The 24,814-nt window shown below is 62.0% G+C and carries 17 protein-coding genes, 1 tRNA gene and 1 other RNA gene; 17 read left to right on the top strand and 2 right to left on the bottom strand.

Features of this window, described 5'->3' with window-relative positions:
• Positions 1–4: 4 nt before the first annotated feature.
• The 6 genes from ACWTV3_RS11570 (at position 5) to ACWTV3_RS11545 (ending at position 7,363) form a co-directional block, all read left to right on the top strand.
• Entirely contained in the window at positions 5–1,234 is a 1,230-nt protein-coding gene (locus tag ACWTV3_RS11570) for a multidrug effflux MFS transporter (protein ID WP_498478352.1), read from the top strand.
• A gap of 109 nt (positions 1,235–1,343) precedes the next feature.
• Positions 1,344–1,988 (top strand): phosphatase PAP2 family protein, encoded by a 645-nt coding sequence (locus ACWTV3_RS11565; protein ID WP_498478351.1) that lies wholly within the window; start codon positions 1,344–1,346, stop codon positions 1,986–1,988.
• Positions 1,989–2,047: 59 nt separating this feature from the next.
• Complete coding sequence (locus tag ACWTV3_RS11560) at positions 2,048–3,916, top strand: helicase HerA-like domain-containing protein (RefSeq protein ID WP_498478350.1); 1,869 nt, start codon at positions 2,048–2,050, stop codon at positions 3,914–3,916.
• A 273-nt stretch (positions 3,917–4,189) separates the two neighbouring features.
• Positions 4,190–5,461: an ABC transporter substrate-binding protein gene (locus ACWTV3_RS11555; RefSeq protein ID WP_498478349.1), complete on the top strand. Its 1,272-nt coding sequence runs from the start codon at positions 4,190–4,192 to the stop codon at positions 5,459–5,461.
• 73 nt (positions 5,462–5,534) lie between these two features.
• The gene (locus ACWTV3_RS11550; RefSeq protein WP_100389494.1) at positions 5,535–6,425 is read left to right on the top strand and encodes a carbohydrate ABC transporter permease; all 891 of its coding nucleotides are present in this window, start codon (positions 5,535–5,537) and stop codon (positions 6,423–6,425) included.
• Complete coding sequence (locus ACWTV3_RS11545; RefSeq protein ID WP_498478348.1) at positions 6,422–7,363, top strand: carbohydrate ABC transporter permease; 942 nt, start codon at positions 6,422–6,424, stop codon at positions 7,361–7,363. Before ACWTV3_RS11550 ends, ACWTV3_RS11545 begins: the two co-directional genes overlap by 4 nt.
• 102 nt (positions 7,364–7,465) lie before the next feature.
• Here ACWTV3_RS11545 and ACWTV3_RS11540 read toward each other — a convergent pair whose 3' ends face one another.
• On the bottom strand, positions 7,466–8,092 hold the full coding sequence (locus ACWTV3_RS11540; RefSeq protein ID WP_498478347.1) for a hypothetical protein: 627 nt from the start codon (positions 8,090–8,092) through the stop codon (positions 7,466–7,468).
• A 76-nt stretch (positions 8,093–8,168) separates the two neighbouring features.
• Positions 8,169–8,253 (bottom strand) — tRNA-Ser (locus ACWTV3_RS11535).
• A 144-nt stretch (positions 8,254–8,397) separates the two neighbouring features.
• Between ACWTV3_RS11535 and ffs the strand changes: the two genes are divergently transcribed.
• The 11 genes from ffs to ACWTV3_RS11480 all read left to right on the top strand — a co-directional run bounded on the left by ffs (position 8,398) and on the right by ACWTV3_RS11480 (position 24,684).
• Positions 8,398–8,494, top strand: an RNA gene (gene ffs, locus ACWTV3_RS11530) — signal recognition particle sRNA small type.
• A 39-nt stretch (positions 8,495–8,533) separates the two neighbouring features.
• Positions 8,534–10,645 carry a phosphate acetyltransferase gene (pta, locus tag ACWTV3_RS11525; protein ID WP_498478346.1) on the top strand — a complete coding sequence of 704 codons (2,112 nt, stop codon included), beginning with the start codon at positions 8,534–8,536 and terminating at the stop codon, positions 10,643–10,645.
• An 8-nt stretch (positions 10,646–10,653) separates the two neighbouring features.
• Entirely contained in the window at positions 10,654–11,775 is a 1,122-nt protein-coding gene (locus tag ACWTV3_RS11520; RefSeq protein WP_498478345.1) for an acetate/propionate family kinase, read from the top strand.
• Between the two features lie 180 nt (positions 11,776–11,955).
• A complete protein-coding gene (locus tag ACWTV3_RS11515; RefSeq protein WP_498478344.1) occupies positions 11,956–16,128 on the top strand; it encodes an IPT/TIG domain-containing protein in 4,173 nt (1,390 codons plus the stop codon).
• Between the two features lie 283 nt (positions 16,129–16,411).
• Positions 16,412–18,634, top strand: a complete 2,223-nt coding sequence (locus tag ACWTV3_RS11510) for a DNA polymerase III subunit gamma and tau (protein WP_498478343.1) — start codon at positions 16,412–16,414, stop codon at positions 18,632–18,634.
• A 3-nt stretch (positions 18,635–18,637) separates the two neighbouring features.
• On the top strand, positions 18,638–19,237 hold the full coding sequence (gene recR / locus ACWTV3_RS11505) for a recombination mediator RecR (RefSeq protein WP_100389502.1): 600 nt from the start codon (positions 18,638–18,640) through the stop codon (positions 19,235–19,237).
• 92 nt (positions 19,238–19,329) lie between these two features.
• Positions 19,330–20,595: an aspartate kinase gene (locus ACWTV3_RS11500; protein ID WP_498478342.1), complete on the top strand. Its 1,266-nt coding sequence runs from the start codon at positions 19,330–19,332 to the stop codon at positions 20,593–20,595.
• Positions 20,596–20,684: 89 nt separating this feature from the next.
• Complete coding sequence (locus ACWTV3_RS11495; protein ID WP_498478341.1) at positions 20,685–21,749, top strand: aspartate-semialdehyde dehydrogenase; 1,065 nt, start codon at positions 20,685–20,687, stop codon at positions 21,747–21,749.
• Between the two features lie 53 nt (positions 21,750–21,802).
• Positions 21,803–22,459, top strand: coding sequence for an SGNH/GDSL hydrolase family protein (locus tag ACWTV3_RS11490; protein ID WP_498478340.1), 657 nt, complete (start codon positions 21,803–21,805; stop codon positions 22,457–22,459).
• Positions 22,460–22,516: 57 nt separating this feature from the next.
• Positions 22,517–23,188 (top strand): SGNH/GDSL hydrolase family protein, encoded by a 672-nt coding sequence (locus tag ACWTV3_RS11485; protein ID WP_498478338.1) that lies wholly within the window; start codon positions 22,517–22,519, stop codon positions 23,186–23,188.
• A 20-nt stretch (positions 23,189–23,208) separates the two neighbouring features.
• Positions 23,209–24,684: a malate:quinone oxidoreductase gene (locus ACWTV3_RS11480; protein WP_498478337.1), complete on the top strand. Its 1,476-nt coding sequence runs from the start codon at positions 23,209–23,211 to the stop codon at positions 24,682–24,684.
• The last annotated feature ends 130 nt before the right edge of the window (positions 24,685–24,814 follow it).

Genomic DNA, 24,814 nt, shown 5'->3' with positions numbered 1-24,814 from the left:
TCGCTTGACTACCGTTGTTCATCCGGGTGACTCTCTTTCTGCGCGCCAGCGTCTCGTCTACGTTCTGGTGCTCGGAGCGCTGACCGCGCTCGGGCCGTTCACCGTTGACCTGTATCTGCCGGCGTTCCCGCTAATCGAAGCTGATCTCGATACGACGGCGGCCATCGTTCAGCTCACGCTCACCGCGACCACGCTGGGCTTCGCGCTGGGCCAGCTCATCGTCGGCCCCCTCAGCGACCGCCTCGGTCGTCGACTGCCGCTTATTGTCGCCACCTCGGTACACCTCGTCGCAAGCCTCGGCGTAGCTGTCGCCGCCAACATCGAACTGCTCTTTGTCTTCCGCTTGATTCAGGGCATGGGCGCCGCGGCCGGTGCTGTGGTCGCGATGGCCGTTGTGCGTGACCTCTTCGGCGGTCTTCCTCTGGTGCGGATGCTCTCGAGGCTCGCGCTCGTGCAGGGGCTCGCCCCGATCCTCGCGCCTCTGATTGGTTCGCAGCTCCTCCTCATCACCCCGTGGCGCGGAATGTTCGTCTTCCTCGCTATCTATGGCGGCCTCGTACTGCTCGCCGCTTGGTTCTTCATTGTTGAGACGCTGCCGCCCGCTCGCCGTCGTGACCTGGGCCACGCCACCGCGCGCCAGCGCTACAAAGCCCTCTTTACGGACCGGGTGTTTGTGGGTACCGCAGTGATTGCCGGTATGACTTTCTCGGGCCTCTTCGCCTACCTCGCGTCGTCCCCGTTCCTGCTGCAAAACGTCTACGGCCTTGACCCGCAGGCGTTCGGGTTGGTCTTTGCGGTCAACTCGGTCGGCGTGGTGATCGGTGTACAAACAGCGGCGTTCCTTATGCGCTTTATCGGGCCGCAGTGGATCCTTGCCGGCTCGGGCGTGATGTTGCTTCTCTCGGCATCCACCATCGTCTTCCTCGATATTGTGAACGGCGATCTGATCACCGTGCTTATTCCGCTCTTCGTCTTCGTGATGTCGTGTGGTTTCTCGTTCCCCTGCACTCAGGTGCTCGCGCTTGCCAATCACGGGGGAGAGGCTGCTACGGCTGCCTCTGTCTTGGGCGCCGTGAACTTCGGTCTTGCCGGCCTCACCTCGCCGATCGTCGGTGCGTTCGGAATCACTAATGCGATTCCCATGGGCATCGTGATGGGCTCTACAGCGATTGTCTCCATCATCGTCATGTGGACCGTGGTGCGTCCGCGCACCGTGCCGGCGCTCTCGCGCTAGTGGCGTCGCGCGGGCGCGCAGTGTCGGGCGAGTGGACAAGCAGTGCCCGAGAGTGGTCGCCTCAACGCGTTCTCGGCAGTCGCTGAGGTCGAGCGACTAACGTGATGCTGTGAAAACTGAGATCTCGCAGGCGGAGGCGCGCCACATCACTACCCGCTGGCCCCTCTTTAGCGGGATCGGCGCAGTTGTTTTAGCGGTAGCGCTCGGACTACTCATCGGTACGCGCAGCACGCCGTTCAGCCTCGACCAACTCGTTCTCGACGACTTCCTCAGCATCCGTGCCGACATGTTTACGGTGCCTGCACTCGCCATGAACTTCTTGGGAGGTGGCTGGTTCGGAGTCTTCGTCGTGCCGCTGGGCGGAGCGCTCGCGTTCTTCTTGCTGAAGCGGCGCTGGGCTGCACTGTACTTTCTGTTGGCTTCTGCCGTGAGCGCGGGAGTCGTTCAGCTTCTGAAATCGCTCTTTAGCCGAGCGCGCCCCGACGAGATTCTTGTTACCGCAGATTTCGGTTCATTCCCCTCGGGGCATGTAGCAAACGCCGCCACTCTCACGGTGGTGCTTATTCTTCTGTTGCAGCGTTGGTGGGTCATTATCGTCGGCGTCATCTACACGATCTTCATGATCCTCAGCCGCACCTATCTTGGCGCGCACTGGCTCAGCGACACCATCGGTGGAGTACTGGTGGGCATCGGGGTTGCCGTCATCTTGTGGGCCCCGCTCGCACGCAAGCTCAGGGCAGAAGCAACACCGTAGTTCGCGCGCAGTTCGGCGAATCGATGGTCGTGACCGGCGCCACTCCGTAGGCTAGAAGCATGACGGATGCCGCAGCCCAAGTAGAAGCAGCCAAGAAGGCCTTAGCCGAGGCTCAGGCCGCGCTCGCGGCTGCCGAACTCGCTTCGGCGGAAGCGGCGCTAGCCGCCGAGCAGGCAGCCGCTGCCGAAGACTCGGAGGCCGCTGCTGAGACCGAGCCTGCTGCCGAGACGAGCGCGAACTCCGAGACCACAACGAGCAAGCCGAAAGCCTCTCCGGCATCCGCCCCCACGGCCTCACTAACCGCGACTGGTGACGGCCCGCTGTCCGCCGATGAAGTCACAGCGGTTCGCGACGGCTACGCCTTTGAGGGCGAGGTTCTCGAGATGGGCGCACTCGTGAACGGCGTTGCCCTCGCCGGTGTGCCCGTCCGCATCCCTGTCGCGATGCTCAACCGTCACGGTCTGGTGGCCGGTGCGACGGGAACCGGTAAGACAAAGACTTTGCAGGTGCTCGCCGAGCAGCTCTCCGCTGCGGGGGTTCCAGTGTTTGCGGCCGACATCAAGGGTGACCTTTCGGGCATTGCTACCGCAGGAACCTCCAGTGAGAAGCTTCTGGAGCGCACCGACTCGATCGGTCAAGACTGGCAACCCGCAGCATCCCCCACTGAGTACTTCACGCTGGGTGGGATGGGTACAGGGGTTCCGATTAGGGCGACCGTGTCGAGCTTTGGGCCATTGTTGTTATCGAAGGTGTTGGGGCTTAATGACACTCAAGAATCGAGCCTGGGCCTGATCTTCCATTACGCCGATCAGGCCGGGCTGCCGCTCGTTGACTTGAGCGATCTGCGTGCCGTAGTGCAGTGGCTGCTCAGTGACGAGGGCAAGGCCGAGCTGAAGAACCTCGGTGGGCTTTCGTCGGCAACTGCGGGCGTCATCCTGCGAGAGCTAATCGGGTTCGCCAATGAGGGCGCCGATGACTTCTTCGGTGAGCCCGAGATCGACACCTCGTTGTTCTTGCGCACGAACGCTGATGGCGCGGGAATCGTGAGCCTGCTCGAGATCCCGGGGGTCAGCGATAAGCCGGCGCTGTTCTCGACGTTCCTCATGTGGTTGCTGGCCGACCTCTTCAATGACCTGCCCGAGGTCGGCGACATCGATAAGCCCAAGCTCGTGTTCTTCTTTGACGAAGCCCACTTGCTGTTCAAGGATGCGTCAAAGGACTTCATCGCCTCGATTACGCAGACGGTGCGCTTGATCCGTTCGAAGGGTGTTGGTGTGGTCTTCGTCACGCAGACTCCCAAGGACGTTCCCAGTGATGTTCTGGCGCAGATCGGCTCACGATTCCAGCACCAGCTGCGGGCCCACACCCCGGATTCTGCCAAGGCGCTCAAAGCGACAGTCTCGACCTATCCCACCTCGGGCTACGACCTCGGCGAAGTGCTGACGACGCTCGCGACCGGTGAAGCGATCATTACGGTGATGAACGAGAAGGGTGCGCCAACGCCAGTGGCGTGGACTCGACTTCGCGCGCCTCAGGGTTCGATGTCTCCCACGGATGCCGCCGTCATGGAAGCGGCGGTTGCGGCATCCCCGCTCATGGCGACGTACGGCACCGCTGTTGATCGCGAGTCGGCCCGGGAGATTCTGGCCGTGAAGATGAATGCGGCGGCAGCGGAAGACGCGGCGAAGGAAGCCGAGAAGCTCGCCAAGGCCAAGGCAAAAGAGCAAGCGAAAGTGCAGGCCGAGTACGAACGGGCGCTGAAAGACATGAACAAAAAGTCGCCCTCGTCGAGCTCTGGCCGCACCACTACGCGTACCTCGACGCGCAAGGATACGAACGTTCTGGGCGACGTGTTGGGTTCACGAACTGGACAAACTGTCGTTCGTGAAGTGCTGCGCGGAGTGTTCTCTACGCTCAAACGGCGCTAACAGGGCGGCTGTTTCAGGTGGCCTAGGCGCGAGAGAATCTACGCCGCAGGCCGCTGCTTCCCAGTATTCATAGGCTTCTTGTGCGCCTCGCCTCGGGGAGAGGCATCGGGGACAGCACCGCTATAGCGCCGCTGTTGCCAAACCGTAATCAACACATTCTGAGGAAATCTGCTGCGTTCACTTGTCAAACCCAAGGGTGAGGCGCTTTACTGATGTACGTCCGATTCACTTCTTGAACGGAACAGCACTCACTTTCCAATGGAGGAACACAGAATGCGTAAGCCACTTTCCATGATCGCAGGGGCGGTGGCCTTAGGCCTCGTTCTTGCAGGCTGCTCGAGCACCCCTAGCTCAGACCCCGACAACGCTGACCAGGTTGAGGTATTCACCTGGTGGGCCTCAGGATCCGAGAAGGTCGGCCTCGACGCTCTCGTCGGCGTTTTCAGCGAGCAGAACCCCGACATCGAGTTCATCAACGCTTCGGTAGCTGGCGGCGCCGGCTCGAACGCCAAGGCAGCTCTTGCGTCACGCCTCGAGTCGAATGACCCGCCGGACACGTTCCAGGCTCACGCCGGAGCAGAACTCACTGACTACATCAACGCCGGTCAGCTGCAGGACCTCAGCTCGTTCTACCAAGACAACGGCCTCACCGACGTCTTCCCCGAGAGCCTGATCGAGCGCATCACCGTTGATGGCGCCATCTACTCCGTGCCCAGCAACATCCACCGTGCCAACGTCGTCTGGGCCAACACCCAGGTGCTCGAGGATGCCGGAATCGACCCGATGGCCGCTCCCGCTGACATCGATGCTTGGCTCGTTGACCTGAAGAAGCTCAAGGACGCCGGAGTCGAGACTCCTCTCGCGCTCGGCACCGAGTGGACTCAGATGCAGCTCTTCGAAAACGTGCTCATCGCTGACCTTGGCGCTGAGGGCTACTCGGGCCTCTGGACCGGCGACACCTCGTGGGACGACGCGGGCGTAGAGACCGCAATCGGCCACTACGGCGACCTGCTCGAATACACCAACAGCGACTTCGCTGGCCTCGATTGGGATGCTGCAACGCAGATCGTTCTCGATGGCAACGCTGCGTACAACGTCATGGGTGACTGGGCCGAGTCTGCATTCCAGCAGGCTGGGTGGACCTACGACAACGAGTACACCACGTGGGCAACCCCCGGCACCGACGGAGTCTTCGACTTCCTCGCTGACTCGTTCACTCTCTCGGTAGGCGCTCCTCACGAAGCAGCTGCCATTGACTGGCTGACGACCATCAGCTCGGCTGAAGGCCAGAAGGCATTCAACCTCGCCAAGGGTTCAATCCCGGCTCGCACCGACACGGTTGCCGCTGACTACCCCGCGTACCAGCAGACCGCCATCACCTCCTTCGGTGAAGACACCGTAGTGAGCTCGCTCGCTCACGGTGCAGCAGCCAGCATTGCCTGGTCGGGAGACATCTCCTCGGCTATCGGCAAGTTCGGCGCTGACCGCGATGCAGCCTCGTTGCTCTCCGGCCTCGTTGCCGCCGCTGACAAGGCTCAGGGCTAACTAGCACCACGAGATAACGGTGGGTGGGGGCACGCGCCCCCACCCACTACCGTGCCAACCGAGGAGCTCGCGCGTGAAAAAAGGATACAAAAACTGGGGGCCGCCGCTCCTACTGATTGCCCCGACGATCGTCGTTCTCGGCATCTTTGTGTACGGCCTGATCGGCGCCAACATCTCGGTGTCGCTCAGCAACCGGAACAGCCTGGTTCCGGCAACCGAGTTCGTTGGACTCGATAACTACTTCGCGCTCTTCGCTGAAGAGCGCTTCATCCACTCACTGCAGAACCTCGGTGTCTTCACCGTCTTCTTCATCGGTGGAACCATGATTTTCGGATTCTTGTGGGCTTGGATGCTCGACAAGGGCGTCACCGCAGAGGGCGTCTTTCGCTCGGTGTTCCTTTTCCCCATGGCGATCTCGTTCGTGGCCTCCGGTGTCGTGTGGCGCTGGTTGCTCAACAGCGCTGAGGGCGATCGAGCATCCGGACTCAACCGAGTCTTCGAGAACCTCGGCCTCGATTTTCTCCAGAACTCGTGGTGGAACGAACCCGGCTGGGGTATGGCCGCCATCGCGCTGCCCGCTATTTGGCAGCTCGCCGGTTACGTTATGGCGCTGTTCCTCTCGGGCTTTCGTGGCATCCCTGAAGAGCTGCGTGAAGCAGCACGCATGGATGGCGCTACCGAGTGGAAGCTCTACCGCTACGTGATCTTCCCCCAGCTGAGCCCCGTCGCACTTTCCGCCCTCATCATCGTGGGCCACATGTCGCTCAAGGTCTTCGACCTCATCATGGCGATCACGAAGTCGATCTACCAGACCGAGGTGCCCGCAACCTACCTGTGGGTTGCCTTGACCTCCAACGACTACGCCAAGTCGGCCACGATCGCGACAATCCTGTTGCTCTTCGTCGCCGTCGTGATCGTTCCCTACCTGATCTACACCGCTCGCGCAGAGAAGAGGCAAGGATGAGTGTCAGCACTGGACTCGAAAAGAAGCCCGGCTCGGCTGCTACCTCGCGCACATCGGGGATGCCGCAGCAGTCGACTATCCGCGTGCGCGCTGGATTGAGTCGCACCGCCAAGTACGTCTTCCTCGTACTGTTCTTGATCATCGTGTTGATGCCCGTGTACGTGCTTATCGTCACGAGCCTCAAGCCGCCGCAGGACGTTAACCCCGCCACCTCGTGGGGGCTGCCGGTTCGCTGGCCGTGGGAACCCGCCTTTGAGGGTGGACCCACCGGCTTCGACAACTGGGCACTTGCGTGGAACGCACTGTCGGCATCCATCGGTCGCACGTTCTTGCTCGCGATTCCCGCCGCACTGATCGCGTCGTTCCTCGGAGCAATGAACGGTTTCGTTCTCGCCCGCTGGCGCTTCCCCTACGCCGATGTCGTGTTCACGTTCATCCTGTTCGGAATGTTCATTCCGTACCAGGCGATCATGACGCCGCTCGTGCAGATGAAGACGAGCCTCGGGTTGCCGAGCGATGTCTCAACCCTGCTGGTCGTGCACGTGATCTACGGTTTGCCGATCTGTACGTTGATTTTTCGCAACTACTACGCGGGCATCCCTCATGAGCTCATGGAAGCTGCTCGCATGGATGGTTCGGGGATGCTGCGTACGTTCCGCAGCATCGTCTTGCCACTGTCTCTTCCCGGCTTCGTGGTCACGATCATCTGGCAGTTCACGTCGGCCTGGAACGACTTTCTGTTCGCGCTGTTCTTGTCGAACCAGAACGAGGGGCCGGTATCGCTCGCGCTCAACAACCTCGCTCAGGGCGCGCAATTGGCCAACTACGGTGCCGCGATGGCGGGAGCATTGCTGGCCTCGCTGCCGACGCTGGTCGTGTACATCGTGCTCGGCAAGTACTTCATTGGCGGACTGATGAGCGGCTCGGTCAAGAGCTAATACCAAGTACGGCACAAGCCGTGTCATCCTGATCCGCTTCGGCGGGTGGGGTGGCGCGGCTTTTGTCGTTGTCGCCGACGCCAAAGGGCCGCGCGACGAAAACTAAGCGCCGAGCGAGCGCAGGTACGCCAAAGCGACCATCAAGATCGCTGCGGTGGCTGCGGTGGCGCCAATTGCGACCACGATAAAGGCGGTCGGATGCCGTTCAAAGAAATACAATGAGGCAGGGTAATCTTCGCGAACTTCGCCCGTCGAGACGGTGCAAGGAAGCCGCGTAGTGGGCACGGAAAACACGGCCGCGACTTGATCGAGGTGTTCGGGGGACCAGTACTGGCCACGCATGCGGAGCAGGCGGCGATCGTCGGCTCCCATGACGGCGAGCGTGGGACGCGACTCTAGGCCGTCGCTCGTGTAGACCTCGGCACGAAGCATGTATTCGGCATCCGCTTTGGCGAAATGCACGGTGCGGCCGAAGAAACCGCGTTCACTGACGACGGGGGCGTCGGGGGAGAACCAGATGCCAATGCGAAAGTAGGCGATGATCGCGCCGACCGCCACGAGAGTGGCCACGATCTGGGTAATTACTACCGCGAGCCATGGCCCGTCGGGAAGAACGGTGATGTAGAGCACGCCGAAAACAGGACCAAGAAAAGCGAGGCCAGCGAGCAGTCCGCGATGAAACAAGCTGCGCGGGGGCGTAATTCGCTGGCGAGGATCGCTCGGCGACAAATTGTAAGGATCGCTGTTCCGTGACAACGGCAGTCCCTTTCGTCGGTTCGCGCCGTGCGACATCAGCCTTCAAATGCGGAGAATGGGGGATTCGAACCCCCGAGGGCTTGCACCCAACACGCTTTCCAAGCGTGCGCCATAGGCCACTAGGCGAATTCTCCTGGCAAGTTGAACACGCCTTAGCGCAAACAACCTCAAGTGATCATAACGGGGTCAGGGGTTCAGCGGTAATCGACGCGGCAATCGCTGTGAATTAGGGGAGCAACGAGGGCGCGCAACAGTGTTCTAATTTTGGGTAGACTGGAGGCGGCTCCTCGCGTGGCGCCATCCAGGCCAACTCCCCCAGGACGGAAACGTAGCAAGGGTAACCGGGCTCTGGCGGGTGCGCGAGGGGTCTTTTCTTTTGTGCTGATCAGCATGTTCGACGCGTAGGCTGAAGCTGTGACGCGGAACATTTACATCACTTCCATCGAGGGTCACGCTGGCAAGTCCACGATCGCCCTCGGTCTGCTCGACACGCTCAGCCGTGAAGCAAAACGGTTGGGGGTGTTCCGCCCGGTTGCTCGCACCAGTGATGAGCGCGACTATGTCTTAGAGATGTTGCTCGGTCACGAAGCCGTCAACCTCAGCTATGACGACGCCGTTGGTGTTGGCTACGACGATGTTCACGCTGATCCCGATCTCGCGCTCAGTCGCATCATTGAACGCTTCAAGGCTGTCGAGGCGCAGTGCGATGTTGTTGTCATCGTTGGCTCTGACTACACGGATGTCGGCAGCCCCACCGAGTTGTCGTACAACGCGCGCGTCGCAGCGAACCTCGGTGCGCCGGTGCTGCTGGTCTTGGGCGGTCAGTCGGAGGATGGCGAGAGCCGCAGCCCCGCCGACATGGCTCAGGTCTATTCGATCGCTCATCAAGAGTTGGATGCCGCTCACGCCCAATTGGTCGGCGTTGTAGTTAATAGGTCAGACCCCGATCATCTCGACGACATCATCGGGGGAGTGAGCGCTGCGGTCGGCGACGATACGCCGGTCTGGGCTATCCCCGAAGATCCCTTCCTTATTGCTCCGAGCCTTGGCTCGCTACTGGCCGCTGTCGATGGCGAATTGCTGCGCGGTGACGCTGACCTGCTGCAGCGCGAGGCGCTCGGCGTTGTTGTGGCTGGGATGACGATGGAGAACGTGCTGCTGCGTCTCATCGAGGGCTCGGTCGTGGTGGTTGCCGGAGACCGCTCGGATGTGTTGCTCGCGACACTGATGGCGCACGCCTCGGAGACGTTCCCGTCATTGGCGGGCATCATCCTGAACGGTGGTTTCGATCTGTTGCCTCAGATCGAGCGCCTCATGGATGGTTTGGATGTGGCGCTGCCGGTTATCCGCACCTCCTTCGGTACATACGACACGGCCCGCATCATCACGAAGACCCGCGGTCGGTTGGCTGCGGAGTCGCCGCGAAAGTTCGACACCGCGCTCGCGCTCTTCGAGCAGCACGTGGATGCCGCCGAGCTCATGCGCCGCCTCGACTTGCATCCGCCCACGGTCGTGACGCCGCTCATGTTTGAGTACGGCCTGCTTGATCGTGCCCGCCAGCGCCCGCAGCACATTGTGTTGCCCGAGGGCAGCGACGACCGCATCCTTCGCGCCTCGAGCACGCTGCTGCGTCGAGGCGTCGCCAAGCTCACGATTCTCGGGGACGAGGGCGAGGTGCGGGGGCGTGCGGCTGAGCTCGGTCTCGATATCTCCGGCGCGAGCATCCTGAGCCCCTTTGATGAAGAGCTACGCGACCGTTTCGCTACCGAGTACGTGAAACTGCGAGCTCACAAGGGAATGACGATGGATGTCGCCCGCGAGACCGTGACCGATGTGTCGTACTTCGGCACGATGATGGTGCACTTGGGTCTCGCCGACGGCATGGTTTCGGGCGCTGCGCACACCACGGCGCATACGATTCGCCCCAGCTTCGAGATCATCAAGACGAAACCCGATGTGTCGATCGTGTCGAGCGTGTTCCTCATGTGTCTCGAAGACCGGGTGCTTGTTTACGGCGACTGTGCGGTGAACCCCGATCCGGATGCCGCCCAGCTCGCCGACATCGCAATCTCGTCCGCGGCCACTGCAGCCCAGTTCGGAATCGACCAGCGCATCGCGATGCTCTCGTACTCCACCGGAACCTCGGGCAGCGGAGCGGATGTCGACAAGGTGCGCGCTGCGACCGCTCTGGTGAGCGAACGTCGCCCCGACCTCGCAGTCGACGGCCCCATCCAGTACGACGCCGCCGTGGATGCTGCGGTCGGCAAGTCGAAGATGCCCGATTCTGAGGTGGCTGGCCGTGCCACGGTCTTCGTGTTCCCCGATCTCAATACCGGAAACAACACGTACAAGGCTGTGCAGCGCAGTGCGGGCGCCGTCGCGATCGGGCCCGTGCTTCAGGGCCTGCGCAAGCCCATCAACGACCTCTCGCGAGGAGCGCTCGTGCAAGACATCGTGAACACCGTGGCGATCACCGCTATCCAGGCGCAGGCCGTCGCGGCCGAAGCTCAGACTACAAAGAAGTAGGAGAACGCATGACCACTGTCTTCGTGGTGAACTCTGGTTCGTCATCCATCAAATGGGAGCTGCTGGATGCCGAGTCCGGCGCTGTCTATAGCGGCGGCATCGTGGAACGCCTGGGCGAGCCCGGCGGGGGAGCCGCTGACCACGACGAAGGAATGCGCCAGATTTTGGCGGAACTCGGCGATGAGCATCCGGCCGTCGTCGGCCACCGTGTGGTTCACGGGGGTGCGGAGTTCACTGCCGCCACTGTCATCACCGACGCGATCGAGGATCGCCTCGAGGAGATGTCGGTGCTGGCGCCGCTGCACAACCCGGCCAATCTCAAAGGAATCCGGGCTGCGCGTGCCGCCTTCTCCGACGTTCCTCACGTCGCGATCTTCGATACCGCCTTCCACGGCACGTTGCCGGCTGCGGCCTACACCTATGCAATTGACACCGAACTGGCGCGCACGCACGGCGTGCGACGCTATGGCTTTCACGGCACCTCGTACCGCTACGTCGCGGAACGGGCCGCTGCCGTTCTGGGCAACGATCTGGCTGATCTCAAACTGATCGTGTTCCACCTCGGCAATGGTGCTTCGGTCTGTGCCATCGACGGCGGGCGCAGTGTCGAAACGTCAATGGGGATGACTCCGCTGGAAGGCCTCGTGATGGGCACGCGCTCGGGCGACATCGACCCCGGCGCACTCTTTCACTTGGGCCGGTCGGGCATGGATCTCGCCGGGCTCGACCACCTGCTCAATCGCAAAAGCGGTCTGCTCGGTATGACCGGCACGGGTGACATGCGCGACGTGCAATCGAAGGCGGATGCGGGCGATGAGCGCGCGCAGGCGGCGCTCGCCGTCTACTATCACCGGCTTCGTCACTACCTCGGGGCGTACCTCGTGGCGTTGGGCGGAGCAGACGCAATCGTCTTCACCGCCGGTGTCGGCGAGAACAACGCGAATACCCGCATGGCCACCGTCGAAGGGCTCGAGTCGTTCGGCATCGTGATGGATGCCGCCGCCAACTCTGAAGCGCGACGCGACGAACGTGTGGTGTCGGCATCCGCGTCACCCGTAAAGGTTCTCGTGATCCCCACTAACGAGGAGTTGCAAATAGCGCGAGAGTCGGTTGAGGCTGTAACCCGTTAGACCAATTCCCTTGTCCCCCGTTCTGGCCCCTTGATTTGCAGCATCCTCAAGTTTTAGGGTGGAGTTGAGACCGAATTCAGGCGGCCTCAGCGTTGGGCTCACCACCCTGCGAGTAGCTCACCACTACTCGAGTTGAGACTGTGTGCAGTGTGCATTTCGGTCTCGCGATCAGGGGGCGTCATGTTTTTCAGCGAACCAATTTTTAGTACAGGCGACCAGACAAAGGTCTCGGAGCGAGTCGTGCGGGCGGGTGTCGCAACGCTCGCTACCGCTGGGCTCGTTTCGCTTTCACTGTTTTCTGCGGGTGTGCCAGCACAGGCCACAGCGGGCGATGACTCTATTGCGGAGTCTGCCTACCTTTCGGGGAGCTTGCTCTCCGGACTGCTCGCTGGCGAACTGGCTCTTCTCGGAGAATCGGATGCCAGCAACGACGGCACCCAGGCGCTTCAAACAGAGACGGCGGGCGTTGGTGTCCTCGCGGGCGTGACCGCAACAGTGGGCGGTGTCGGCGTACCAATCGCGCTCGCCGATGCAGGCGTGTTGAGCGCGTTCTCGCAAGCGGCCAACGACGGCAGCTCGATTGCTGCGACGGGTCTTGTTGATGTAAACGGCGATGTCGGAGTGGCTCTCTTTGGCTTGGGCGACCGCCCCTCGCCGCTTTCTCTTGATTTAGCCGAAGTTCTCGACGCGGGGTTGGCGAGCGAACTTACTGCTCTGTCACTTGAGGTCGGAGCGACGAGCTCGCGTGCTGCGGTGGCTGCGCCAGCGGCGGCGACCGGGAGCTATGAAATCGTCGGCGCTGAGCTCAAACTTACGAGCGACACTGTTGCCGGAGTGAGCTCGACCGTTGACGGGCTTGCAGGCACTCTTTCCGGTGCTGTGGATGCGGTTGCCGGCCCCAGCGGCTCTCTTGTGGGAGCTGTCTCCAGTGTCGCTGTGAGCGCTCTGGGAGGGCTTGGTCTCGTATCGACCACGGGCACGTCGGCGAGCGTCACGCTCGACCTTCCTGGCGCTATCGCGCCGCTCTACACTCCGATGACATCTGACGCCGTAACGATTGACTTCGGCACGGGAGAGATCACGGTCGACCTCGCAGAGTTGAAGGGTGGTTCGCTCTCGGGGCAACCCGCAAACACTTCAGTGTTGACGTCCGCGGAGCTCACGGCAATCACCGCGTCAGTAACGACGCTGGTCGGCCAGTTCGCTGACAACGTCGAAGATGCGGTCACCGCGGCACTCGACGCCGCAGAAGTCGACATCGAGGTGACCTTGGGCGTCAATCTCGGGCTCGGTGTCATCCCTCTCGCTAGCGTAACCGTTGAAGGCACTCTGGCTGAACTCGCGAGTTCGTCGGGGACGATCGGTATCGCGGCGCTTGGCGTTCTCGATATCTCTGCCCTAACGACGGCTATCGTCGGCGGAGTTGTCGCGCCTCTCGTCAGTGACCTCCTCGACCCGAGCACCGCGGCACTACAGACATTTGTCGCCGGTCTGCAGTCGAGCGTCGTTACCCCTCTCATTGCTGCTTTGTCGCCGGTTTTCACTGCTCTCGAATCCGTTCTAGCGATCACTATCAACAACCAAGAGTTCATCGGTACGGCACCCGAACAGCAATTTGTCGAAACGGCATTGCGCGTGGGGCTGCTTGCTCAAGGTCCGGTAGCCAGTCTTCTTGAGTTGGACATCGCGCGCTCGGCCGTGGGCCCCAACAGCGTTGGAGTTCGCCCGGCGATCACCGACATCGATCCCGGAAGCGGGCCGGCAACCGGCGGCACAGCGGTGACGATCACGGGAACCGACTTCGGCGGCTCCACGGGCGTCACTTTCGATGGCGTTGCTGCCACAGACTTCGTCGTTGTGAGCGACACCGAAATCACCGTGACGAGTCCCGCTCATGCTGCGGGCGACGTTGATGTGATCATCCAGCATCCTGCGGGTGCTTCGGATGCTGCCGAGTTCACTTACACGCCGGTGCCGCTCATTTCGTCTCTCACCCCGGACTTCGGACCGATCGCGGGCGGCACTGTAGTGACGATCACCGGTTCTGAGTTCACGGATGCCACCGGTGTCACGTTCGATGGAACCGATGGCACGTCATTCACCGTCGACAGTGACACTCAGATCACCGTGACGAGCCCGGCACACGCCTTGGGCGCTGTCGACGTCATCATCGAGCGCGCCTCTGGTGACTCGGCTCCCGGCACGTTCACGTACCGCGGAGCACCGACCGTCTCCGACCTGGCTCCTACCGAGGGGCCGCTCGCGGGCGGCACTGAAGTGACGATCACGGGTGCCGGTTTCACCGGATCCACGGGAGTCACCTTCGACGGAGATGCCGGAACGTCGTTCACCATCGTGAGTGACACTGAAATCACCGTCTCGAGCCCCGCGCACGCCGCGGAAACCATCGGCGTGGTGGTGCAGCATCCGCTCGGGAATGTCGCTGCCGGTGACTTCACGTACACCGAAGCTCCCATCATTTCGTCGCTGTCGCCGAACATCGGCCCGGTCGCTGGCGGAACCGCGGTCACCATCACCGGTACCGGCTTCACTGATGCGACTGGTGTGACGTTCGACGGGGATGCCGGAACGTCGTTCACCGTCGTGAGCGACACCGAGATCACTGTCTCTACCCCAGCCCACGTCATTGCCGTCGTCGATGTGATCGTGCTGAACACGCCAGCCAATTCGGCTCCGGGCGAATTTAGCTACCAGGCCGCACCCACGGTCTCGTCGATCGCTCCCGATGTGGGCCCGCTTGCCGGCGGAACGGCTGTCACGATTACCGGCACCGGCTTCACCGGCGCAACGGGCGTCACCTTCGACGGTGAAGATGGAACGTCATTCACCGTGGTGAGCGATACCGAAATCACCGTCACCACACCCGCAGGCGCCGAGGGCGCTGCCGCGGTAGTGGTCGAGCACCCTGCTGGCGACGCTGAGGCAGGAGACTTCACGTACCTCGCTGCGCCGACCGTCTCCACGATGGACCCCGACCTGGGACCAATCGCGGGAGGAACGGAAGTCACCATCACCGGCACCGGCTTTACCGGCGCTACCGGGGTGACCTTTGATGGGGATGCGGGAACGTCGTTCTCCGTAGTTAGCGATACCGAAATCACTGTCTCCAACCCGGCTCATGCGCCTGGCGCCGTTGACGTTGTCGTCGAGCATGCCGGTGGCGATGTGAGCGCTGGCGACTTCACCTACCTAGCAACTCCGAGCGTGACCGACCTCAGCCCGACTTCTGGCCCGCTTGCTGGCGGCACTGAGGTCACGATCACGGGCACGGGCTTTACCGGTGCAACCGGCGTGACGTTCGATGGGGATGACGGAACGTCGTTCACTGTCGTGAGCGACACCGAGATCACCGTCACGAGTCCTGCCCATGCGGCGGGAGACGCGGCCGTCGTGGTCGTGCATCCGATCGCCGATGCAGCGGCGGGAGACTTCACCTACACTGACGGGCCCGCGACTGCGTCGCTCAGTCCGGTCATCGGCCCCGTCGCGGGAGGAACCGTAGTGACCATCACCGGTACCGGCTTTACCGGCGCCACCGGGGTGACCTTCGACGGGGATGACGGAACGTGGTTCACCGTGGTCAGCGATACCGAAATCACTGTCTCGAGCCCCGCGCACGCTGCGGGAGCCGTTGACGTTGTGGTGACCCACGCCGCGGACGATTCGACCTCGGCAACCTTCACCTACCTCGCGAATCCGAGTGTGACCGGCTTGGCGCCCGATACCGGTCCGTTGACGGGCGGCACGGAGGTGACGATCACGGGTAGTGGCTTTACTGGAGCGACGGGGGTGACTTTCGACGGGGAAGATGGAACCTCGTTCACCGTCGTGAGCGACACCGAGATCACGGTCACGACGCCCGCAGGGTCGGCAGGCGCAGCAGCCGTGGTGGTCGAGCATCCCATCGTGGATGCCGCCGCTGGCGAGTTCACCTACGTCGTAGCCCCGGTAGTCATGTCAATGACACCGCTCGTGGGGCCCGATGATGGTGGCACTCTAGTGACCCTTCGTGGAACTGGATTCTCGGCCGCTACCGGAGCTCGCTTCGGTGCTGTGTGGGGCTCCAACTTCACAGTGCTGAGTGACACAGTTGCCACCGTGGTCACACCGGAACACGAAGCGATGTGGGTTCCTGCGATGGTCGCCTCGGGCGCACTAGAGGTCAACACCCCTGGCTTCACCTTCGAACTCACCACACTGGCTGCAGCGGATGATGGCCTCGCCTTCACTGGTTCGTCGGGCTACCAAGCTGCTTGGCTCGCTGTCGCTCTCATCGCGGCTGGCGGACTGCTCATGATTTCTCGACGCCCTACCGGTCGCCACCGGGCGTGAATAGGGGTGGCAGCGTACTGGAGCGCTGCCACCCAATCACTCGCCTCGAGAGCTAAGTGCGTGCAGGGTTTCCCCACCCCCCGGGTGAGCCCTGCACGTCTATTCGGGTAACGCTTGCCACGGATCAGGTGTGGCTGTGGTCGGTAACCAGCCGACCAGAGATGATTCGGGGCGGGCGCCCCTTCGGTTTGGTCGATTTCACACAACTTTGAGATAAGTGTGGGCTGCGCCTGTTCGCTCACCGCACGTTGGGATCGTCAGCGGGCACGACTACGCTAGGGGCGTGGTTGCTGCCTTATATCGCCGATACCGGCCCGAGACTTTTGCTGAACTCATCGGCCAGTCTCAAGTGACCGATCCGCTGCGCACAGCGTTGCGCACCGATCGGGTCAATCATGCGTACCTGTTTAGTGGTCCGCGTGGGTGTGGCAAGACGACATCCGCCCGTATTTTGGCGCGCTGTCTCAACTGTGCCGAGGGCCCCACCGACACTCCCTGTGGTGTGTGTGCGTCGTGTGTTGAGCTGTCGCGTGATGGTGGCGGTTCGCTCGATGTTGTCGAGATTGACGCGGCAAGCCACAACGGTGTTGAGGATGCCCGAGACCTGCGTGAGCGCGCCGTATTCGCCCCGGCGCGCGACCGTTTCAAGATCTTCATTCTCGACGAGGCGCACATGGTGACGCCGCAGGGCTTCAACGCGATGCTCAAGATTGTCGAAGAGCCGCCGGAGCACGTGAAGTTCATCTTCGCGACGACCGAGCCCGACAAGGTGATTGGCACGATTCGTTCGCGCACCCATCACTACCCTTTCCGTTTGGTTCCGCCCGCCCAAATGCTCGACTACGTTCAGCAACTGTGTGAGAGCGAAAGCGTGACGGTCGAGCCAGGAGTGCTGCCGCTCGTCGTGCGCGCCGGTGGTGGTTCTGTGCGCGATACGTTGTCGCTGCTCGATCAACTCATCGCAGGCTCCGACACCGCAACCGTTGGCTACGAACGCGCCGTTGCGCTGCTCGGGTACACCCACGCTGAACTGCTCGACGAAGTTATCGATGCGCTCGGTTCGGGTGACGCCGGTGCCGCGTTCTCGTCGGTCGACCGCGTGATCCAGACCGGTCAAGACCCTCGTCGTTTCGTCGAAGACTTGCTCGAGCGGATGCGCGACCTCATCGTCGTGGCCGCCACCGCAGGCAGTGCTGCCGAAGTTCTTCGCGGCATCCCGCACGACCAGCTCGAACGTATGGGGCAGCAAGCGCACACTCTAGGCGCTGCGGAACTCTCGCGAGCAGCCGACGTGATCAACGCGGCTCTCTCTGACATGACCGGTGCAACGTCGCCGCGATTGCACCTCGAACTCATGGTGGCGCGCATCATGGTGCCCGCCAGCGACGACACCCAGCGTGGTGCTCTTGCTCGTGTGGAGCGCCTTGAGCGCCGTATCGGCATCGAAGGCGACGGATCGGGTGCTGCTGCCTCGACGCCGCCTGCAGCGCCTCGTGCTGCCGCCCCGGCCGCGCGTGCGGCGGCTCCTGCTGTTGCGCCTGCACCTGTTGCCTCGGCTTCTAGCGCTGCGCCGGCCCCGGTGCTGGCGAGCGAGCGCGACGCTGGTGCGACGCCAGCTGCGGCTCCGGCGACAGAGCCAGCCTCGGCATCCGCTCCGGTTCCGCCCGCCAACCCGGGCCTCTCGGCACCGGCTGCGCCTCGCACGACTCCCGTGTCCATCCAGCAGGTAAAAGATGCCTGGCCGGAGATTCTCGAAGTCGTCGAGACGCTCAAGCGCACCGCGTGGATGGTCGTCTTCACCGCTAAGCCGCTCGAGCTGCGCGATGACAAGATTTTGGTGCTCTCGTTCCCGAGCGAACGGGATGTCGAAGCCCTCAAGCAGCGCAGCGCGCCCGGTGAAGGTGTCGGTGACTACCTCAAGAAGGCGTTTGTGCACGTGCTCGGTTTCGAGCCCGCATTCATCGCCAAGGTCGAGGGAGCGCCGTCTGCGCCTCCCGCCGCCCCGCCCGCAGCCGCTGCTCCCGCAGCGCCGAGTCACGACTCGCAGCCGACAGCGGCACCGACCGAGCCCTCAGCTCCCTCGCGTGCTCCGCAGCAGACTGCTCCGGCCGTTGACGAAGGCCCCGAGCCTGAGGAACCTGCGCCGGCCGAAGATCGTGAGCCCGGGGGATGGGCTGTAGCAGCCATCCCGGAATCCGAGCCAGAACCAGAGACCGACCCGTCAGCACCGCGCGGTGCCGCAGCGGCTCACGAAACCGTGAAGCAGCAAGCGCAGCGCGCTCAGCAGAACAGTGATGGCCCCGCCGTCGATCGCCTCGCCGCAGCCGCTGCCGCAGCACCGCCCGCGCCGCCCGAGTCGCAAGCACGGGTCGCGATGTCGGCAACAGCCGCCCGCATGGATCGCTCGCGCTACGGCGAAGCGGTCGTGCGCGAATTGTTGAACGCCACTTTTATTGAAGAACAGCAAGTGGAGCCCCGCGTGGTTCCACAGCCGAGAGACGAGTAACCCGTGTACGACGGAATTGTTCAAGAACTGATCGACGAACTCGGTCGACTCCCCGGCATCGGGCCCAAATCGGCACAACGTATTGCGTTCCACATTTTGCAGACCGAGAGCTTTGACGTTCGACGCCTTGCAGAACTGCTCAACGACATCCGCGACAAGGTTCACTTTTGTGCGATCTGCGGCAACGTGACTGAGCAGGAGACATGCTCTATCTGTCGTGATGCTCGCCGTTCACCGGCCACAATCTGTGTCGTAGAGGAGGCGAAAGACGTGGTCGCCATCGAGCGCACCCGCGAATTCCACGGCCTGTATCATGTACTTGGTGGGGCCATCAGCCCTATCGACGGAATCGGCCCTGACCAGTTGCGGATCAAACAACTGCTGGGCCGGTTGGCTGACGGTGTCGTCACAGAAGTCATCATCGCGACCGACCCCAATCTCGAAGGTGAAGCAACCGCGACTTACCTCACGCGGCTTCTCGTTCAACCGAACCTTCGAATCTCGCGCCTCGCCTCCGGTCTCCCGGTGGGTGGAGATCTGGAATATGCCGATGAGGTAACTCTGGGTCGCGCATTCGAGGGTCGTCGCACGATCGACAACTAGCACTCCCGTAACGAAGTTCGCCGGGTGTGCGTGCACCGTTAGACTCGCACTTTGGGCAGTCATTGCCCGCAAACGCAAGCTTCAGGAGAACAATGAGCCTCATCGTTCAGAAGTTCGGTGGCTCATCCGTTGCCGACGCTGAGAGTATTAAGCGCGTCGCAAAGCGAATCGTCGAGACCCGCAAAGCGGGAAACGACGTCGTAGTAGTGGTCTCTGCCATGGGCGACACCACCGATGAGCTCTTCGACCTCGCCGAACAGGTTGTACCTGTACCCACGGGCCGCGAGCTTGACATGCTGCTGACGGCTGGCGAGCGAATCTCGATGGCGCTGCTCGCGATGGCGATCAAAAGTTTGGGCGTGGATGCCCGCAGCTACACGGGTAGCCAAGCCGGAATGGTCACTGACGCTCAACACGGGTCCGCGCGCATTGTTGAAGTTACTCCTCGCCGTGTCAAAGAGGCCCTCGACGACGGCGCTATCGCCATCGTCGCTGGTTTCCAAGGTTTCAACCGCGTAACGGGCGATATCACCACGCTTGGTCGTGGAGGCTCAGACACCACCGCCGTAGCCTTGGCTGCTGCCCTCAGCGCTGAGACCTGCGAGATTTACACCGATGTTGACGGAATCTTCACGGCGGATCCTCGCATCGTGAAGTCGGCCGGCAAGGTCGATGTCGTCACCAGCGAAGAGATGTTGGAGCTTGCTGCGGCGGGCGCCAAGGTTCTTGACGTGCGTGCGGTGGAATATGCACGCCGTCACGGCGTCACAATTCACGTGCGGTCGTCGTTCAACAACAACACGGGCACGTTAGTGGTCAATCCGAAGGATGGAGAGAGCGTGGAAGAAGCAATCATCACAGGTGTTGCCTCCGATCTGAGCGAAGCGAAGATCACGGTGGTGGGAGTTCCTGACGTTCCCGGTAAGGCTGCGCAGATCTTCACGATCGTGGCCTCGGCCAATGCCAACATCGACATGATCGTTCAGAACGTTTCTCTGGCATCCACGGGTCGCACCGACATCTCCTTCACCCTGAAGAAGTCGGATGCCGAAGACGTCCTGCGTGCACTCACCTTCCGCCAAGAAGAAGTTGGCTTTGAATCGCTGCAGCACGACGACCAGATCGGCAAGTTGTCGGTTGTCGGTGGCGGTATGCGCACCAACGCGGGAGTGTCCGCTCGTCTCTTCACGGCGCTCTTCGAGGCCGGCATCAACATGGAAATGATCTCCACGAGTGAGATTCGTATTTCTGTAGTGACGCGTGCCGACACTATTGCTGAAGCTGTTCGCGTTGTGCACACCGCGTTCGGGCTTGATGGTGACGTAGAAGCCGTTGTTCACGCGGGCACGGGCCGCTAGTTTCCCGTTGGTCTCACGGCCACCGCTTGTCGTAGATTGGGTCGTTCGGCGCTAGTGTTGCCGAACGCAGACTGTAGGTAGAGGTTTTCATGGGTAATGCAGGCATCCGTATTGGTGTTGTTGGGGCGACCGGTCAGGTCGGTGCTGTTGTGCGCCGTCTGCTCGAAGAGCGCGATTTTCCGGTAGCGGAGATTCGCTACTTCGCGTCATCGCGCAGCGCTGGCACGACTCTGCCGTTCAAGGGCGAGCAGATCACCGTTGAAGATGCCGCTATTGCCGACCCCGCGGGCCTTGACGTTGCGATTTTCTCTGCGGGAGCGACGACCTCGAAGGCTCAGTCACCGCGCTTCGCTGCTGCCGGTGTCACGGTTATCGACAACTCGTCGGGCTGGCGCATGGATCCCGAGGTTCCCTTGGTGGTCAGCGAGGTCAACCCGCACGCGATCGACCAGGCCGTCAAGGGCATCATCGCAAACCCGAACTGCACCACGATGGCAGCGATGCCCGTGCTGAAGGTTCTGCATGCCGAAGCGGGCCTTGAGCGCCTGATCGTCAGCACCTACCAAGCCGTATCGGGCGCTGGCCTTGCCGGTGGCGAAGAGTTGCTCGAGCAGGCTGCGGCCGCGGTGTCGCAGAACACGATGGGGCTCGTTGAAGATGGCGCTGCCGTCTCGATGCCCGCCCCCAACAAGTTCCCCAAGAACATTGCCTTCAACGTGGTTCCGCTCGCCGGCAGCATCGTCGACGACGGCCTCAACGAGACCGACGAAGAGAAGAAGCTGCGCAACGAAAGCCGCAAGATTCTCGAACTGCCGAACCTTTTGGTGAGCGGCACGTGCGTTCGCGTCCCTGTCTTCACCGGCCACTCGCTGTCGATCAACGTGGAGTTCAGCAAGCCCTTGAGCCCCGAGCGTGCCACGGAACTGCTGGCGGATGCTCCAGGGGTTAGCCTCAGCGACGTCCCGACGCCTCTCGAAGCCGCCGGTGCCGACCCCAGCTTTGTGGGCCGTATCCGCACGGATGAGGGTGTGCCGAACGGTCGCGGTCTCGCGCTGTTCATCAGCAACGACAACTTGCGCAAGGGCGCCGCTCTCAACGCGGTGCAGATTGCAGAACTCGTCGCAGCGAAGATCATTGCGAAGGCAGCGGTGTAGCGGGAGCGTTCTCCCCGCACTCCGCTTTCACCGCGATGCGCTTCTCTTCGATAGTGCGCGCGTTCCTGACAACCATGATGGTTGCCGTGACGCTCGGACTTTCGGCGTGCGTATCGACGGCCGTTGCGGTGGATGATCGTGACCCTGACGCCGTGCGCGTCGCGTTCTATGGTGACTCCTACACTCGCGGTTCCGGCGCCAGCGTGCAAGAACTGCGCTGGTCGACGCTGCTCAGCGAGCAGCGCGAATGGAGCGAGTTCAATCCGAGCGTGAGTGGTCTCGGTTACGCCCGCAACCGCACGATCGTGGGCGACGGAGACCTGCCGAGCCTCATTATTGCCGACAATCCCGATGTGGTGATTGTGACGATGGGCTTGAACGACAATTTCACGTTCGACTCTCAAGCCGCTGAGATCCGCGCGAACATTGCGACCGATCTCACTCGGTTGGCGACAGAGCTTCCGGAGGCGCGCCTCATCGTGGTCGAACCATTCTGGTTCAAGGATGAGCGCCCCGAGTCGGTCGAAACGATCATCTCTTGGGTGCGCGAATCTGCCGAGGCGGTCGACGCGGAATACATCGCCCACGCTTCGTACTGGCTTGAGGGTCATCCCGAGTGGATGGCCAGTGATGAGCTTCATCCCAACGACGAAGGCCACGCTGCTATCGCGGGGCAGATGAATCGAGCGCTGCGCGTTGTGGGGTTGTAAGGCAGCTGGTGGGGGAATTCTCCCTACCGATCGGGGCACCCGCACCGAACCCTAGGCATGAAGTTCGATTCTGTAACCCGCACCATTGCCGCAACCGTCGTCGTGGCGGCGTCGTTTGGCCTCGCGGCCTGCAGCACGCCCGAACCCGTGGATGAGCGCGATCCGAACGACGTGCGCGTCGCCTTCTACGGCGATTCTTACACGCTCGGTACGGGAGCAGCGGATGCCGACAACCGCTGGTCGACGGTCGTGAGCGAGCAGCGCGACTGGAGCGAGTTCAATCCGAGCGTCAACGGCTTGGGGTTCATCAACAACCGCACGACGTTGGGTGATGGCGACCTGCCTAGCCAAATAATCGCGGATGACCCCGACATCGTGTTTGTGACGATGGGCCTGAACGACAACTTCAGCTTCGGTGCGCGAGCAAGCGACATCCAAACTCAAATTACTGACGACTTCGATCGTTTGACGACGGCGCTGCCGGATGCCCGCTTCATTGTTGTTGAGCCATTTTGGTACACGGATGAGCGACCCGACTCGGTCGAGACCATCATTTCGTGGGTTGAAGCTGCGGCCGCGGCCAGCGGTGCCGACTACATTCCGGGAGCCTCGCACTGGATCGAAGGGCACCCCGAGTGGATGGCCAGCGACGGGCTGCACCCCAACGATGACGGTTACGCCGAGATGGCAACACAGATGGATCAGGCTCTTCGCACGTTAGGGCTCTAACAGGCGGCTAAAGTGGTGGTGTGAAGAAAACCGTCGACGTCGCGCTTATCGGCGGCGGAATCATGAGTGCCACCCTCGGAACGCTGTTGAAGCAACTGCAGCCTGACTGGGAGATCCAGATCTTCGAACGCTTGGGCGACTTGGCCCAAGAGAGTTCGAACCCGTGGAACAACGCTGGCACCGGACATTCCGCGCTGTGCGAGCTGAACTACACCCCGCAAAAGAGCGATGGCTCTATCGAAATTTCGAGCGCGGTGAAGGTCAATGAGCAGTTCCAGGTATCGCGCCAGTTCTGGTCGTACCTCGTCGACGAAGGCGCGCTGCCCGAGCCCCGCTCGTTCATCAACCCCACCCCGCACATGAGCTTCGTGTGGGGCGAAACCAACGTCGAGTATCTGCGCAAGCGATTCGACGCTCTCAAAGACCACCCGCTCTTCGCGGGAATGCAATACAGCGAAGACCCCGCCGTGATTCACGGGTGGGCACCGCTGATGATGCCGGGCCGCCTTAAGTCGGAGCCGGTTGCTGCTACCCACATCCCGTCGGGCACCGACGTCGACTTCGGTGCGCTCTCGAACTATCTGATCGACAATCTTGTTGCGTCGGGCTCTCAGCTCAACACCGGCATCGTGGTCAAGAACCTCAAGCGCCAGCGTGATGGCTCGTGGGATCTCGTACTTCGCCACGACATCGGTGGCACTCCGGTTGACCCGATCAACGCTCGTTTCGTGTTCGTGGGTGCCGGCGGCTACGCCCTCAACCTGTTGCAGAAGTCGGGCATCAAAGAGATCCGCGGCTTCGGCGGCTTCCCTGTCAGCGGCGAGTTCCTGCGCACCGACAACCCCGAGATTGTTGCCGCGCACAGCGCTAAGGTCTACGGCAAGGCGGCCGTGGGTTCGCCGCCCATGTCTGTTCCTCACCTCGACCTTCGCGTCGTTGACGGCACGGGCAGCCTCATGTTTGGTCCGTATGCGGGATTCAGCCCCAAGTTTTTGAAGACCGGTTCTGTTCTCGATCTGTTCGCCTCCATCCGCTGGCACAACCTGCTGCCGATGGTCGCGGCCGGTATCAGCAACCTCTCGCTCGTCAAATACTTGGTGAGCCAGCTCTTGGCGAGCCCCGAGACCAAGTTCGAAGAGCTCAAGCAGTTCGTGCCGAACGCGAAGCCAGAAGATTGGTACCGCATTACCGCCGGACAGCGTGTGCAGGTCATGAAGAAAGACCCGAAGAAGATCGGTGTCTTGCAGTTCGGTACCGAGGTTGTCTCGTCGGCTGACGGCACCATCGCGGGTCTTCTTGGCGCATCGCCCGGAGCATCCACGGCGGTGCCGATCATGCTCGGGCTGGTCGAGAAGTGCTTCCCCGAGCGTATGAATGACTGGCGTCCGAAGATCGAAAAGATGGTCCCGAGCTTCGGTCAGCAGCTCTCTGATTCGCCCGAGCTTGCCCGGGCCACGCTCGAGCGCACGGCTAAGACGCTTCACATTAATCCGTAATCGCGGCAATAAGGGTATTTTTGTACCCTGATTTACCGGATATTCGAGTAAACGTACCCCATCTGTGGGGTACACCGCGTACCCCGAATGCTGGCATACTGGAGCAGTTGTATCCGCGACACGGCGAAGG

The organism is Salinibacterium sp. AL4.1, from assembly GCF_059767305.1.
This window is presented reverse-complemented; position numbering and strand designations above follow the sequence as displayed.

Excerpts from the sequence above, each read along its gene's own strand:
- ACWTV3_RS11485 (WP_498478338.1), top strand. The coding sequence starts at position 22,517 with ATGAAGTTCGATTCTGTAACCCGCACCATTGCCGCAACCGTCGTCGTG.
- ACWTV3_RS11545 (WP_498478348.1), top strand. The coding sequence starts at position 6,422 with ATGAGTGTCAGCACTGGACTCGAAAAGAAGCCCGGCTCGGCTGCTACC.
- ACWTV3_RS11495 (WP_498478341.1), top strand. The coding sequence starts at position 20,685 with ATGGGTAATGCAGGCATCCGTATTGGTGTTGTTGGGGCGACCGGTCAG.
- ACWTV3_RS11555 (WP_498478349.1), top strand. The coding sequence starts at position 4,190 with ATGCGTAAGCCACTTTCCATGATCGCAGGGGCGGTGGCCTTAGGCCTC.
- ACWTV3_RS11520 (WP_498478345.1), top strand. The coding sequence starts at position 10,654 with ATGACCACTGTCTTCGTGGTGAACTCTGGTTCGTCATCCATCAAATGG.
- ACWTV3_RS11515 (WP_498478344.1), top strand. The coding sequence starts at position 11,956 with ATGTTTTTCAGCGAACCAATTTTTAGTACAGGCGACCAGACAAAGGTC.
- ACWTV3_RS11560 (WP_498478350.1), top strand. The coding sequence starts at position 2,048 with ATGACGGATGCCGCAGCCCAAGTAGAAGCAGCCAAGAAGGCCTTAGCC.
- ACWTV3_RS11500 (WP_498478342.1), top strand. The coding sequence starts at position 19,330 with ATGAGCCTCATCGTTCAGAAGTTCGGTGGCTCATCCGTTGCCGACGCT.